The following is a 14,195-nucleotide window of genomic DNA, read 5'->3' on the forward strand; positions in this document are numbered from 1 at the left end:
ATGTGGAACTGGTAGTGCTCGAATGCATCGATCGCGCGACGCTCGGCCTCGACGAAGGCGCGCTCGAGCGCGTCGTCGAGCGGTGCGGCGTGTTCTTTTGCGATCGGCTGCACGACGCCGTCGAAGTATTTCTGCTGCATCGCGAGCACGCGGCTGACGAGATTGCCGATGCCGTTCGACAGGTCGGCGTTGAAGCGCGTGATGAATCCGTCTTCGGTGAACGCCGCGTCGCTGCCGAAGGCCATCTCGCGCAGCAGGAAGTAGCGGAAGCCGTCCATGCCGAAGCGCGCTTTCATCTCGAGCGGCCGGATCACGTTGCCGAGCGACTTCGACATCTTCGACTCGCCCATGTTCCAGTAGCCGTGCACGTGCAGCGACTCGTAGACGGGATAGCCCGCAGCCATCAGCATCGTCGGCCAGAACACCGAATGCGGCTTGAGGATATCTTTGGCAACGAAGTGGTGCGCGCCGTTCCACCACGCCGGCCAGTCGCCGCCTTTGGCATGCGCGAGCGCGCTCACGTAGTTGACGAGCGCATCGAACCACACGTACGTCACGTACTCGCGATCGAACGGCAGCTCGATTCCCCACGTCAGGCGCGCTTTGGGCCGCGAGATGCAGAGGTCCTCGAGCGGCTCGCGAAGAAGGCCCATCACTTCGTTGCGATACCCGGCAGGTGAGATCGTCTCCGGATGCGCGGCCAGATGGTCGAGGAGCTGCTGCTGGTATTTGCCCATGCGGAAGAAGTAGTTCTTCTCGCTGATGAACGTCGGCTCGGTCTGGTGATCGGGGCATTTGCCGCCGACGAGCTCGCGGTCCGCGTAGAACCGCTCGCAGCCGTAGCAGTACTTGCCACCGTATTCGCCGAAGTAGATGTCGCCGGCGTCGTGGATCTTCTGCAGCATCTGCTGCACGAAGCGCACGTGGTAATCGTCGGTCGTGCGCACGAAGTGATCGTACGAGATCCCGCACGCATCCCACGTCGAACGGAAAAGACCGGACACGCGGTCGGCGTATTCGCGCGGCTCGCTGCCCTTCGCCGCCGCAGCCTGCGCGATCTTGTCGCCGTGCTCGTCGGTTCCGGTCAGGAAGAACACCTCGCGGCCCATCGACCGATGGAAGCGCGCGGCGGTGTCGACGACGACGGTAGTGTACGTATGTCCGAGATGCGGCTCGGCGTTGACGTAATACAGCGGCGTCGTCAGGTGGATGCGGGAGCTCATGCCGAAGTTCTCACGATGCAACCCGGTCCATTCGCACATTCATCAGAAGGTCGCGAATGACGAGCTTCGCATTGGCGTTGCGCTCGATTGCGTCGATGGTCCGCTGGATGCGCTCGGCCTCCGCAATGAGCTCGCGCGGATCGCAGTTGCCCGCGGCGGGTGCATGCTCGTCGAGGATGCGCGAAAGCTTTTCGGACGGCTCGGGCCCGCGCCGGCCGAGCGAAGCCTCGACCTTGGCAAGCTGCCATTCGAGGATGTCGGCGAGCGCGAAGCCGCGATCCTTCTTCTGCGCGACCAGCTGCACGAACGGCTCGATCGCGAGCGCGCTCCGACGCGCGTCCTCATAGCCGGCAAGAATGGTTTCGCGTTCGGCCAGGCCGTCGGCGTCGAGAAGGAGCGCACGAGAGACGCTGCCGCGGGCAGCGGCGGCGGCCGCTTCGGCTTCGGCCGGCTCCTTGCCGAGACCGGTCAGCACGAGGCGTACTTCTTCGGTCGAAAGGCTTCCGAATGCGAGATGACGGCAGCGCGAGCGAACCGTCGTCAGCATCGAGCCGATGTTGTCGGTCACCAGGATCAGCACCGCCGAGCCGGGCGGCTCCTCGAGGATCTTCAGCAGCGCGTTCTGGGCCTCGACGGTCATCGCCGCCGCCTCGCGAACGATTGCGATGCGGGGCCCGGGCCGTGCGGGACGCAGCGATATGCGCTGCAGCAGCTCGCGGCTCTGCGCGATCTTGACCGAGCTCGCACGCTCGATCTCCTGGTCGGCCGTGACGGTTGCGTTCTTGTCCTTCGGTGCGGGCCCGGTTTCGAACACGTCGGGATGAACCGCGGAAGCGACCAGGCGGCAGCTCTCGCACGGCGGATCGCATCGGCCGGCCTGCGGGCATTTCAGCAAGGACGCCCACCAGCGCGCGACGCGGAATTTTCCGACGCCGGGCGGACCGGCGAACAGCCACGCGTGGTGCAGCGCGACCGTGCTGTCGGCCGCCGCTCGCTCGGCCAGCGAGCGCAGCATCGCGCGGATCTGGTCGTGGCCGACGGGCTCCTTCATCACGGCGCCTGAACGGGAATCGACGTGCGCGGCGCGGCAGCTTTGGCCGCGAGCCGGCGGTCGAATATTTCGATGCAGTCGGCAGCGACCGCTTCCGGATCGCGATCGCTCGAGATGCGCACGATGCGCTCGGGGAAGCGCGCGGCGAGCACCGCAAATCCGTTCTGGATGCGCGTGTGGAACTCGAGCGGCTCGGCTTCGAAGCGGTCGCCCGGCCCGCCCGCGCGCCGCTCGACGCGGCCCAGACCGGTTTCGACCGGACAATCGATCCACAGCGTCAGGTCCGGCACCACGCCGTGCGATGCGCGCCAGTTGAGCTCTTCGAGCCAGCCGAGATCGTGGCCGCGGCCGTAGCCCTGGTAGGCAAGGGTCGAGTCGCAGTAACGGTCGCAGAGCACGATTTTTCCCGCGTCGAGCGCCGGGCGGATCACGCTCGAGACGTGCTGCGCGCGGTCGGCGAGGAACAGCATCAGCTCGGCCGTCGGGTCGAGCCGGCTCTCGGGATTGGCGAGCAGCGCGCGGATCTGTGCGGTGATCTCGGTGCCGCCGGGCTCGCGCGTCAGCACGACGTCGTGGCCGCCGGCGCGAAGGTGCTCGAGGATTCGCCGCGACTGCGTCGACTTGCCCGAGCCTTCGATGCCTTCGAATGTCGCGAAGAATCCCATCGGGGCGCGGAGTGTTGCTGCGCCGCGAGGTCAGCGCAACCGCCGTTAAATCGGCGGCGTGCTGCATGCGGCGACGTCGGACATCGTGCGATCGAGCGTTCGCGTCGCGCTCTGGCACGACGCCGACGCGCGCAGCACGCACCACGTCGGCCCGGGCCGCACCCAGAACACCGCGAGGCGGCTCACTTCCGGTCCGACGAGCGCCGCGGTGGCCACCGGATCGATTCTCGCCGAGCCGAGCGCAAGCCCGCCGAGCGCCGCGTAGCGGGCGCACAGCACGTTTCGATGTGCGCGAAGCTCGGAGGCGAGCGCAGTGGCACGCAGGATCATCGACGCAGACATCGCAACGCTGACCGCTGCGAGCAGCGTCACCGCGAGCAGCACGCTGCCGCGTTCGGAGGAGCCGTGTGCACCTCTTCGGGAACTTCGTGCGGCGCGCTTCGCGCTCATCGCATCGTGCGCGCCGGCACGGAGAAGAGCATGTGCTTCACGTCGTCGTCCAGCGGGGATTGCGGCGATGTCATTGCGAGGTCGATCAGGCTCGCCGTGGCTGCCGCGGCCGCATGGCCCGATTGATCGAATGCGCTGAGCGTTGCGGTGCTGTCTGCGGCGTCGAGCACGCTCATCGTCTGCCGTCCGAGCCGCACGCGCACGCTGGTGCGGCCGCTGGTGCGGCGGACTTCGAGCGCCGTCGTCTCCGAGCTGGTCGGGTCGACGAGGCTGTCGCCGTTCGAGTCCGAGCCGAACACCACCGTATCGGCCGACACCGACGACACCGCGGCAGGATGCGCCGGGCCGTAGCCGGATTGAAGGCTCGCCCGATCGGCGAGCTGTTCGAGCTGCCGCTCGGCGAACAGCTCGTTCGCGACCGTGGCGCCGAGCGACTGGATGCGCGCCGCGCCCGCGAGCGCTGTCGTGACCAGCACCATGACCGTGCCGGAAATTCCGACGGAGGCCGCGGCTTCGAGAAGCGTTGCCATGGCGTCATCCTCCGCACGACGGCACCGGCGCGAGCGTGCTCAGCTCCTCGCTCGCTTCGCCGTCGATGCGCTCGACGCGCGCGGTGACGTGATCGGCCGTCTGCGCGACTGCGGCGCGCGTGACCGAGCAGCGATACGCGGGCGGACACTCGAACGATGCGCTGCACGGCGCACCGAGCTCGTGCTCGAGGAGATTGCGCGCAAGACCCGCGGCGTCGGCTTCGAGGCGCGCATGGCGCACGAGGCTCGCCGACGCCTGGCTGATGCGCGCGCTGGTGACCAGCACGATGGCCGCCACGGCGAGGGCCGCGGCGCACTCGAGAAGAGTCAATCCTTTCTGCCGATTCATCGTATGACACCTCGCTGGTTGACGATCACGGACGCTGTCGAGCTGTCGCAGGCGATCGAGACCGTTGCATTGTCGGCGAGGCCCGTGCTGCGAAACGTCACGTTGCCGTCCGATGGAGCGGCGGTCACTCGTACGCGCTCTCCGAGCGCGCGCTGTTTTCCCGACGGCTGCACCCGAACCGAGCTCGCCCCGACGGTTGTCGCGACGGCGACGTTCGATTCGCTCTCGTAGGCGAGCCGCCTGGCTTCGAGCATCGCGTCGATGAGCATCGAGCGCGCGGCTTCGACCTCGAACGCGCACGCAAGCGGCCGGAGCCCGCCGAGGACGGACGTCGCACCGGCCGCCACCAGCGCGAGCGCGGCACAGGTTTCGAGCAGCGTTGCGCCGCGTGCAGCGGATACGAGCGGCCGATTGCGCCGCTGCAGCGCCGGCCGCTGGCGTGACGATTCCGGAGGATGTGCTGCCGGATCCGGACGACGAGCGGACTGCTGCGCTCCGCGGCCTGCCGTGATCGATCTCATGGCATTCGTATCGCCCGATTGCTGCAGGCTCTGCAATTCCATCGATGTCATGCAGTTGGTAGGTTCGGCGCCGATGCGCGATCCACGACTTCTCGATCTTCTGAGCGACCGCTCGATCAGCCTGACGACCGGCGTCTTCGATGCGCTGTCGGCAAAGCTTGCCGAGAAAGCCGGCTTCGCTGCGGCGATGCTGAGCGGCTACTCGGTGGCGGGCGCGGCTCTTGCCGAGCCCGACTTCGGCATCCTTACGCAAACCGAGATGATCGAGACCGCGCGCCGCGTGGTTGCGGCGGTCGACATGCCGATCCTCGTCGACGGCGACACCGGCGGAGGCGGCGTTGCCAACGTGCAGCGGCTCGTGCGTGAGCTCGTCACGATCGGCGCGCGCGGAGTCTTTCTCGAAGACCAGCAGTGGCCGAAGCGCTGCGGCCACATGCGCGGCAAGAGCCTCGTCGCGCTCGAGGAGCATCTCGAGAAGATCTCCGCGGCGCGCGACGCCAAAGGCGACAGCGATTTCCTGATCGTAGGCCGGACCGACGCGCGCGCGGTCGCCGGCCTCGACGAAGCGATCCGTCGCGGCCTCGCGATGAAGGAAGCCGGCGCCGACCTCGTGTTCGTCGAAGCGCCCGAAAGCGTCGATGAGATGCGCCGCATTACCGCCGAGATTCCGCCTCCTCTACTCGTCAACATGGTCGAAGGCGGTCGCACGCCGCTTCTGCCGCTCCGCGAGCTTGAAGCGATCGGGTACGAAGTGGCCGTCTACCCGGTCACGGGCATCCTGTCGGCTGCGCGTGCGCTCGAGAACGCATACACGCATCTGGCGACGCACGGTGATACGGCCCTGCTCGGTGAGCGGATGATGGGCTTCGACGAGTTCGGCCGCCTCGTGGGCCTCGAAGAAAAATACGCGCTCGCAGAAAAGTATCGTCGCTGAACATAGCGGGACTGACTTGGATTTTCGCGGCTTGACCGGCCGCGAGCGCCGGCGACTACGGTGAAGAGAGAAAGCTGGTGACCACGAACATCGAGACGTGTGAAGTGGCGATCGTCGGTGGAGGCCCGGCCGGACTTTCGGCGGCCCTGGTGCTTGGCCGCTGCCGCCGGCGCGTCGTGCTTTTCGACTCCGGCGAGTACCGCAATGCCGCGTCGCACGCGATGCATGGTTTCCTGAGCCGCGACGGGCTCGCTCCGTCCGAGCTGCGGCGGATCGCCCGCGAGGAAATCGCCCGCTACGAAACCGTCGAGTTTCGCAGCGAGCGCGTCGAAAACGCGGTGGCAACAGGCAAAGGTTTCGAGCTGACCACGCAAAGCGGCAGGGCCCTGCGCTGCCGCAAGCTCCTGATCGCGACCGGTCTCGTCGACGACCTGCCGGATGTTGCCGGAACCGAAGAGCTGTACGGCAAATCCATCCACCACTGCCCGTACTGCGAAGGCTGGGAAGTGCGCGATCAGCCGCTCGCGGCCTACGGCTGCGGCGACGGCGCGGGCGGCGGAATTGCTGTCGAGCTGCTGCTGTGGAGCAGGGACGTCGTGCTGTGCACCAACGGTCCCTGCGGGCTCACCGACGAATACCGCGCAAAGCTCGAGCGGTTCCGCATCGGACTGCGCGAGGAGCGCGTGCGCCGCTTCGAAGGCGACGAATCGCGTATCCGGATCATCTTCGAAAGCGGCGAGGTGCTCGAGCGGCGCGCGCTGTTCTTCAACACCGGCTCACGCCAGCGCTCCGACCTTGCGCGCAGGCTCGGATGCGAGTTCGACGAACGCGGCGGCGTCCGCTGCGTCAAGTTCCAGAGCACGTGCGTTCCCGGCGTCTACGTTGCCGGCGACGCATCGCGCGACGCGCTGCAGGTGATCGTCGCGGCAGGCGAGGGCTCCGAAGCGGCCGTCGGCATCAACAAGGCGCTGGTCGAAGAAGACCTGCTCTGACTCCAGCTCGGATTCGCGGGCCCCGAATGCAGGGCAGGCCCGCTCTTCGTTTCCGAAGAGCGGGCCTGTCCCGGTTCCAACCAGTTTCCTTCCGCAAGACGGTCGCCCCCCAGCGCCCGCCCTGCGAAAGAAAATCAGTACGTCATGATGATGCTGCTGGTCCAGACGGGCTGCACGTCGGGCCCTCCGGTCAGCGAAGTCGAATTGACGTCTTCGAGCGCATCGTTGAGGAAGAGCACGTTCAAGCCGTTCGTTACGCTCCACGTCCCGTATCTTTTCGGAATGAAAGCGAGCGGGATGTTCGCGGTGAGCCCCAACGCTGCGTAGCCGAACGTCTCGTTGTGCTCGTCGGTCTTGTAGTAATCGTCCATCGAGAGCGCGACAGAGACCGGCAGCGTAAGCGTGAGCGGGTAGCTGCTGTCCGAGAAGAGCGCGTAGCTCGGTGCAATCGCCAGGATCGCGAGACTGCCGGTTCCGTGACCACAGGCATTCCCGGAGCCGTCACACGTGTTCCCGTGGAAATCGGAGAACGAAGTTCCCTTGACCTCCCATGCGAGCGTGAGACTCGGATGCAGCGCGAACTTGTCGAGATACGGACTGTCGTCGAAGCCGAGGGAGACATCGACCTCTTCCGTGGTCGAGAACCCGCCGTTCGGGCTGGTGTAGAAGTAGTACGTGAGGCCGGTCGACACGCCTCCCGCCCATGACATCGATACGCTCGGGTAAACGTCCGCCTCGTACCACGCCTTCGGTCCGTTGCCGCTGGCGAGCGTGTGTGTGCTGTGCACGCTTTCCCACGTCCCGAGACCGATGCTGGCACTTCTGAGCGGTCCATCCTCGGAGCTGTAGAGCTTCCATGCGAGACCGAGCGACGGTTCCCAGATCCCGCCATCGTTCTCCTGCAGGATGCCGCGGAAATAGTACGCGGTTGTAAAGTCGTTCTGGAAGGTCACCGAGAAGTTCCCGGTGTTGGGCGCCGGCTCGTCCTCTGCAGCCGCGATCCCGCTGCCTGCCGCAAGCATGAGCGCGCCAACACCAAATCCAACCAGCATACGATCTCTCAAATAACGATAATCCATGATCCCTCCAGGTTCTGTGTTTGGTCCGCTACGTACGCCCCGCGGCCACATACGCGGACTTTTCGTTTGCGGCAGACGGGTAGCAATCAGCAGGCCAAGGGGCTCTGGCAGTTTTGCACGTGTTTTGACGCGGCCAGACGTTCGTTGGCGCCGCTAGTGCCCAACGATCCGGCAGACGCGTGCACATCCTTCGGGCAAATCCGTCTTCGCGGGGCGTTTCCGACGGTTCCGCGGCGCAACCTGTACCTGCACGGGTTTTCCGGCTACGAGGGCGCCGAGGAAAAACCGATGGATCTGAGCTACGGCCCCAAATACGAAGCCTTTCGAGAGGAAGTGCGCGCTTTCCTCGAGGGCGAGAAGCACAATGCGCCGAGCGCATCGATCGGCCTGTCGGAGGGATCCGGGCAGGTCCGCGACTGGCAGAAGAAGCTGGTCGAGCACGGCTACGCGAGCCGCACCGTGCCGCGCGACTACGGCGGCTTTGGCGCGGCCCCCGATCTTCTCGAAAACATCATCATCGACGAGGAGTTCCGGCGGGCCGGCGCGTCGCGCGGGATGGCCAACCAGGGCATCAGCATGTTCGTACCGACGCTGCTCCAGTACGGCAGCGAAGAGCAGAAGCGGCGCTACATCGGCCCGACGATCCGCGGCGAGATGATCTGGTGCCAGGGCTACAGCGAGCCTGGAAGCGGCTCCGACCTGGCCAGTTTGAAGACCTCGGCCGTGCTCGACGGCGACGAGTTCGTGATCAACGGCCAGAAGATCTGGACGAGCACCGCGCGAGAAGCCCAGATGATGTTCGCGCTCGTGCGCACCGAGCCCGACGCGCCCAAGCACGAAGGCATCAGCTACCTGCTCGTCGACATGAAGTCGCCGGGCATCACGATCCGTCCGCTCGTCATGATGACGGGCCAGGCCGGCTTCAACGAAGTCTTCTTCGACAACGTGCGGGTGCCGCGCGAGATCCTGATCGGCCGTCGCGGGCAGGGCTGGGAAGTCGGAAAGGCCACGCTCATCCACGAGCGCAACATGCTCGGCGCCGCCGATCTGACCGAATCGACCTATCTCGGATGCGTCGACGTGCTGCGCGAGTTCGGCGTGCTCGACCACGGCGTCTACCGCGACCGACTCATGAAGCTCGCCGCGCGCACGCAGGCGATGAAGTACCACTCGATGCGGATGCTGACCGACCGGCTGAAGAAGCGCCCGCCGAATGCCGCCGCACTGATCATGAAGCTCAACGGCTGCCAGCTGAACCACGACATCGCCAAGCTCGCGATCGACGCGATGGAAGAAGTCGGGACGCTCAAGCGCGGCTCGCGGCATGCCCGCGCCGACGGCGCATGGCAGATCGGCTACATGTTCCAGCTCGGCCTGATCATCGGCGGCGGCACCGCGCAGATCCAGAAAAACATCATCAGCGAAATCGGCCTCGGCATGCCGCGCGAGCCGAAAGCAGGGACTGGTACGCTTTCGCGTCGGTAATATTTCGAACGACCGCAAACAATAGTGCGAAAGTGTACCTGTCCCCGTATTCGCCCGACCTCAACAGGTAAATAAGAAAATGGATTTCGGCCTCTCCGACGACCAGTCAATGTTCCAGCAATCCCTGCGCGGCTTTCTTGCGGAGCGCGTTCCGACGGAGCGTGTGCGCGCCGTGATGGAGAGCGCGAGCGGACACGACGCCGCACTCATCCGCCAGCTCGCCGACCAAGGCGTGACCGGCATTCTCATTCCGGAGGAGTACGGCGGCACCGGGCTCGGGCTTCTCGATGCGGCGCTCGCGGCCGAAGAGCTCGGTCGCGCTGCGGCGCCTTTTTCGTTTCACACCGCCGCGGTTCTCGCGCCGCTGCTGCTGGCGGCATCCGCAAGCGACAAGGCGAAGTCCGAGTGGCTGCCGCGCATCGCCGAAGGCAAGTCGCTCGTTTCGGTGATCCTCGGTGCGCCGCGCGTCAATGGAGGCCGTCTGCGCGGAAGCTCGATGTTCGTGGCGGACGCGAACGTCGCGGACGCTTTCGTCGTCGTGTGCGGAGACGAATCGTCGCCGGAGTTTCATCTGATTGCGCGCGGCGCGACGGGGCTTCGCGTGGAACCGCTGGCAACGGTCGACGACACCCGGCGTGTCGGCGAAGTGTTCTTCGAAGATGTTGCGGTCGATGCGAGCACGCGTCTCGAGATCACGGACGGAGCGGCCATGCTTGCCCGTGCGATCGATGCAGCGCGCGTCGCGCTTGCCGCCGACGCACTCGGCGCCGCCGAGCGGTCGCTCGAAGAGGCCGTCAAGTATGCACTGACGCGCGAGCAGTTCGGCCGCGTGATCGGATCGTTCCAGGCCGTCAAGCACATGTGCGCCGAAGTCTTTGCCGAGGTCGAGCCTGTGCGCTCGCTGCTGTGGTATGCCGCGTTCGCATGGGACGAACAGAAGGAAGACGCACGAGCGTTTGCCGCGCTCCTCAAGAGCCACGCGACCGAAGTCGCAACCGAAGCCACGACGACGTGCGTGCAGGTCTACGGCGGCATGGGCTTTACGTACGAGTGCGACATGCAGCTGTGGTTCAAGCGCGCGGGATATGACCGACAGATGTTCGGATCGCCGACGCGGCTGAGAGAGATCGCGGCGGATCTGATGACTGCCGCGTAGAGACCTCGTACCACGATTCATTCCACCGGTGTCATCAAAGGATGGGGATCGGTAGGGCACGTAAGCGTGACGCTCACTACGCGCGAGGGCCGAAGGTCGCTGGAGAGCAGTAGATCGCCAACGGCATCTTAGCGTTGGCATCCGAGTGGTGATTGCCGACGGCTTCATTGCCGCGAGTCCCCTTCCGTCGCCTCCGCCGTTGTTGCAGATTCCATCCATGCGACCGTGGACCTCGACATTTCTTCTCGCTGCCCTCGTCTCCTGCGGCTGCCAGCCGACACGGATCCCACCGTCTCCGCGGGGCCTGGTCGGCGCGGCGATGGACGCTGCCCGCCGCGGCGACGACGAAGCGTCCGTGAAATATCTCCAGCAGGCGATCGAAACTGAGCCGCGCAGCGAGGGCGCCGCGTTCGCACGCGATACTCTCGCCGAGATGTACGGTGCGCGGCTCTACCCGGATATGGTGACCAGCTGTCCCCGCAGCGCCCAACAGGCGTTCGCGAATGCCGAAGAACAGTTCGGTAAAGGCAATTTCGATGCTGCGATTCCGCTCTATCAAAGTGCTGTGGCTGATTGCCCGGCATCGGCGCCGATGCGGGTGTCGCTCGCCGATGCGTACTTTGCGAGAGGCGATCACGACAAGGCGCGCGGAATGTTTCGTGAAGCGATCGCAATCGACCCGTGGAATCGCGCGGCCTGGCGCTATCTTTCCGACGCGGAGAACCGGCTCGGCAACCGTACGGCAGCCTGGGAGGCCGCGCTGTTCGCCGTACTCAGCGACCCGGATTACCAGATGGGTTGGGTCACTCTCGACTACTGCAGCGCCAAACCGATCGAGCGTATCTATGTCGTCAAACCGCGCCTTGCGAGAACGAACGACGGCAAGATCACGATCAACATTCCTTCGGTCGATCCGACCTATCCCGACGCCGAGGCCGGGCGCCTCGCGTGGATCTCGTACGGCGTGCTGCTGAATCTTCCGGTCGTGGCGGTGGAGTCGAGACTGGACCGCGAACGCCGTCTCGTCCTGCGTGCGCTCGATGCCTACCAGGAGATTGGCCTCGACAAGGGCAAGAAAGCGAGCCCGCTATGGGACGAGCTGAAGTCCGCGAACGCTGCCGGCTTCCTCGACGAAGCGATTTTCGTCCGGCTGATCGACAAGGAACTGGCGCCCGACTACGCCGAATTCCGGAACACTCATCGCGCCCGGCTGATCGAATATATGAAGAGATTCGTCACTCAGCCGCCGGCGTCCTTCGTCCGGCCGACGATCTGAAGTCGTGACTGTCGCCGTCGGTATCGAAGATACCCACGTCGGCGAAACTGGCATCGGCGTGTCCGATGGTCGTCGCGATGTCGCCTCCAGTAAACGCCATGCCCCAGCGGATTGCGGTTTTACGGCTCGTGCGAATGCGCGCCCGCGGAGTCGGGCGGAGTCGCCGCCGGCGCCGCCGGAATGTGGAGCTCGTCCGCGCCGCGGGTTTCGGGAAGCTCTCGATACCGCTCGAGACGCTCGCGCAGCGTCGACGCCAATTCAGACTGTCCGCTTGCAATTGCCACTTGCAGCGCGTGCTCGGCCGTCGCGATACCGTCGTTGCGGCGACCGGCAGCGACATACGCGGCCGCGAGTGTACCGAGCGCCTGCGCATCCTTTTGATTGGTGAGCTTGCACGCACGTTCGCCGAGCTCGACCGCGCGCCGGTAGTGCTCCCGTGCTTCTGTCGTCTTTCCAAGAGCGGCGAGCGCGACGGCGAGGTTGTTCTCTGCGTCGGCCCACGTTGGCGCGAGCTCGATGGCCATCGTGTAGTGATCCACGGCCTCCGCGAGTTTGCCCTGGCTCGCAAGCACATTGGCAAGCTCGAACTGAATCGCCGCAACGCCGGGACGAATCCGAAGCGCGTGCCGGTACTGTTCGATCGCCGCGTCGGATCTGCCGAGACGCACGAGCACGGAGCCCATCTGCTGGTAGGCCTGGATCATCTCGGGCTGAAGGCGCACGGTTTCCGCATAGAAGCCGAGCGCCTCGTCGAACTTGTTCTGCGCTGCCAGCGCGTTTCCCATTTCGAGATCGGCGGCGGCGAACTCGGGATCGATGCGAAGTGCTTCCGCGAAGAACGTCGCGGCGACGTCCGGTTTTCCGAGACGGAGCTGTGCCTGTCCCATGTGATACCGGGCGCTGGCGAGGTCGGGCTGGATGTCGATCGCTTCTTTGAAGCGACGGGCAGCGTCCTCGATCTTTCCTGCGTCAAGGAGCGCCGTACCGAAATCATCGTGGAACGATGCCGTCTCGGGGCTCTTCTCGACGAGCTCGCGCGCGATGGCGAGACGCTCGCCGAGTTTCAGAGTGCCGAAGGCAAGGCCGCGCGTCAGACCTGTCGCGAGATGCTTGACCGCGAGCATGTCTTTGATGTCCTTTTTCCCGGTGACTCCGTCCTCCGTGCTCGTGCGTTGTTCGTCGGGCGAGTAACCGAGGACACGCAGGCGATCCTTGTCGGCTGCGCTAAGCGTTACCGACCGGGATGTGGCAGCGCGCTTCATCTCGCGTTCGATTCCGGTCAGCAGATCGTCGAGCCTCCTGACTTGCTCGGGACGAGTGCTGGCAAGATTGGAAAGCTCGCGCATGTCCTGTGGGCGTTCGTACAGCTCGGGCCGGGTCGTGCGTACGTACTTCCAGTCAGGGGTCGTCACGCTTCGCAGCGGGTTCCAGCCGAAGATGCGGTAAGGGAGGTCGGTTTCGGCATAACTCGGCCGCGAGTCGATCGAGTCTCCATGGAACGCCGGAACGAGACTTCGCCCGCGCAGTCCTCGCTGCGCCGGCACGCCGGACAGATCGAGCGCGGTCGGCAGTATGTCGATCATCGAGACCAGCGCGGCGATACGCTGGTTCGCACGTACGTCGGGGCCGGCGACGACCAGCGGCACACGCAGAACTTCCTCGTTCAGCAGGTAACCATGCTCGAGCTCGCCGTGGTCCTGAAGTCCTTCGCCGTGATCCGCAATCACGATGACGTTCGTCCGATCGGAAAGATGCTCCGCTTCGAGGTAAGCAAGGAGCCGACCGAGCTGCCTGTCCTCGAACGCAACTCCCGCGTCGTACGTCTCGGCTTTCGCGAATATGGTGCCGTCGAGCTCGTCATGCGCGCGGTACGGAAAGTGCGCATCGTAGAGATGGACCCACGCAAAAAATGGCTTCGGCTGGCCTGCGACCGTGGCGAGCCATGCGAGCGCAGCATCGACGACCATGTTGCCGGGACGGTAAATGGAAAGCGGCTCTGCGCTCTGCGGTGCATGACGGAGGTCGTCGTCGTAAACATCGAAACCGCGGCCCAGACCGTGGCGGTGATGAAGGACGAACGCCGCGATGAATGCTGCGGTGTTGTATCCCCGCGCGGACAGCGAGGTTGCCAGGGTCGGAACGTCCGGCGCCAGCGCATCCTTGCCGTTGACGTGAAGGCCGTGCTCGGGCGGATCGAGTCCGGTCATCAGCGTCGCATGTGCGGGGAGTGTTTGCGGGCAGCTCGTATAGGCGTGCTCGAATAAAGTTCCGCGAGCGGCGAGAGCGTCGATCGCGGGCGTAAGAGCGCCGGTGTCTCCGTAGACACCCAGATGGTCGGCGCGAGTCGTATCGAGCGTGACGAGAAGAAGGTTGTGGCCGACTTGTTCATGCACGGCCGCAGGACGGTCGCGACACGACGTGGACAGCAGCGCCACCACCACGGTGGAGACCAATGCCGCTCGAATTGGACGACATCGCATCGCA

Annotated in this window: 14 protein-coding genes; 5 read left to right on the forward strand and 9 right to left on the reverse strand. The window is 65.3% G+C overall.

Going from position 1 to position 14,195, the window contains the following annotated elements:
• The 7 genes from metG to VN634_06550 form a co-directional block, all read right to left on the reverse strand.
• Nucleotides 1–1,223, reverse strand: a 1,223-nt coding sequence (metG, locus tag VN634_06520) for a methionine--tRNA ligase (protein HXC50514.1), incomplete at its 3' end; no start/stop codon positions are given.
• Between the two features lie 10 nt (nucleotides 1,224–1,233).
• Nucleotides 1,234–2,274, reverse strand: a complete 1,041-nt coding sequence (locus VN634_06525; GenBank protein HXC50515.1) for a hypothetical protein — start codon at nucleotides 2,272–2,274, stop codon at nucleotides 1,234–1,236.
• A complete protein-coding gene (tmk, locus tag VN634_06530; GenBank protein HXC50516.1) occupies nucleotides 2,274–2,939 on the reverse strand; it encodes a dTMP kinase in 666 nt (221 codons plus the stop codon). The genes VN634_06525 and tmk overlap by 1 nt, the downstream gene beginning before the upstream one ends.
• Before the next feature lie 45 nt (nucleotides 2,940–2,984).
• Entirely contained in the window at nucleotides 2,985–3,389 is a 405-nt protein-coding gene (locus tag VN634_06535; GenBank protein HXC50517.1) for a hypothetical protein, read from the reverse strand.
• Nucleotides 3,386–3,919 (reverse strand): hypothetical protein, encoded by a 534-nt coding sequence (locus VN634_06540; protein ID HXC50518.1) that lies wholly within the window; start codon nucleotides 3,917–3,919, stop codon nucleotides 3,386–3,388. Before VN634_06540 ends, VN634_06535 begins: the two co-directional genes overlap by 4 nt.
• A 4-nt stretch (nucleotides 3,920–3,923) precedes the next feature.
• Nucleotides 3,924–4,268, reverse strand: a complete 345-nt coding sequence (locus tag VN634_06545) for a prepilin-type N-terminal cleavage/methylation domain-containing protein (protein HXC50519.1) — start codon at nucleotides 4,266–4,268, stop codon at nucleotides 3,924–3,926.
• Nucleotides 4,265–4,789: a hypothetical protein gene (locus tag VN634_06550; GenBank protein HXC50520.1), complete on the reverse strand. Its 525-nt coding sequence runs from the start codon at nucleotides 4,787–4,789 to the stop codon at nucleotides 4,265–4,267. The genes VN634_06545 and VN634_06550 overlap by 4 nt, the downstream gene beginning before the upstream one ends.
• 73 nt (nucleotides 4,790–4,862) lie before the next feature.
• Between VN634_06550 and VN634_06555 the strand changes: the two genes are divergently transcribed.
• Together VN634_06555 and VN634_06560 are read left to right on the forward strand one after the other, a co-directional pair.
• On the forward strand, nucleotides 4,863–5,723 hold the full coding sequence (locus VN634_06555) for an oxaloacetate decarboxylase (protein HXC50521.1): 861 nt from the start codon (nucleotides 4,863–4,865) through the stop codon (nucleotides 5,721–5,723).
• 77 nt (nucleotides 5,724–5,800) lie between these two features.
• The gene (locus VN634_06560; GenBank protein HXC50522.1) at nucleotides 5,801–6,715 is read left to right on the forward strand and encodes an NAD(P)/FAD-dependent oxidoreductase; all 915 of its coding nucleotides are present in this window, start codon (nucleotides 5,801–5,803) and stop codon (nucleotides 6,713–6,715) included.
• A 134-nt stretch (nucleotides 6,716–6,849) separates the two neighbouring features.
• On the opposite strand, the gene VN634_06565 is transcribed toward VN634_06560, so the two are convergent.
• A complete protein-coding gene (locus tag VN634_06565; GenBank protein HXC50523.1) occupies nucleotides 6,850–7,779 on the reverse strand; it encodes a hypothetical protein in 930 nt (309 codons plus the stop codon).
• Between the two features lie 303 nt (nucleotides 7,780–8,082).
• On the opposite strand from VN634_06565, the gene VN634_06570 reads away from it, so the two are divergent.
• The 3 genes from VN634_06570 to VN634_06580 all read left to right on the forward strand — a co-directional run bounded on the left by VN634_06570 (nucleotide 8,083) and on the right by VN634_06580 (nucleotide 11,711).
• Nucleotides 8,083–9,279 (forward strand): acyl-CoA dehydrogenase family protein, encoded by a 1,197-nt coding sequence (locus VN634_06570; protein HXC50524.1) that lies wholly within the window; start codon nucleotides 8,083–8,085, stop codon nucleotides 9,277–9,279.
• Nucleotides 9,280–9,358: 79 nt separating this feature from the next.
• Complete coding sequence (locus VN634_06575) at nucleotides 9,359–10,435, forward strand: acyl-CoA dehydrogenase family protein (protein ID HXC50525.1); 1,077 nt, start codon at nucleotides 9,359–9,361, stop codon at nucleotides 10,433–10,435.
• A gap of 319 nt (nucleotides 10,436–10,754) precedes the next feature.
• Nucleotides 10,755–11,711: a tetratricopeptide repeat protein gene (locus VN634_06580; GenBank protein ID HXC50526.1), complete on the forward strand. Its 957-nt coding sequence runs from the start codon at nucleotides 10,755–10,757 to the stop codon at nucleotides 11,709–11,711.
• 119 nt (nucleotides 11,712–11,830) lie between these two features.
• Here VN634_06580 and VN634_06585 read toward each other — a convergent pair whose 3' ends face one another.
• Nucleotides 11,831–14,164 carry a sulfatase-like hydrolase/transferase gene (locus VN634_06585; protein HXC50527.1) on the reverse strand — a complete coding sequence of 778 codons (2,334 nt, stop codon included), beginning with the start codon at nucleotides 14,162–14,164 and terminating at the stop codon, nucleotides 11,831–11,833.
• Nucleotides 14,165–14,195: the final 31 nt, after the last annotated feature.

The sequence above is a fragment of the Candidatus Limnocylindrales bacterium genome (genome assembly GCA_035571835.1).
In the GTDB taxonomy this organism is placed as follows: domain Bacteria; phylum Desulfobacterota; class Binatia; order UBA1149; family CAITLU01; genus DATNBU01.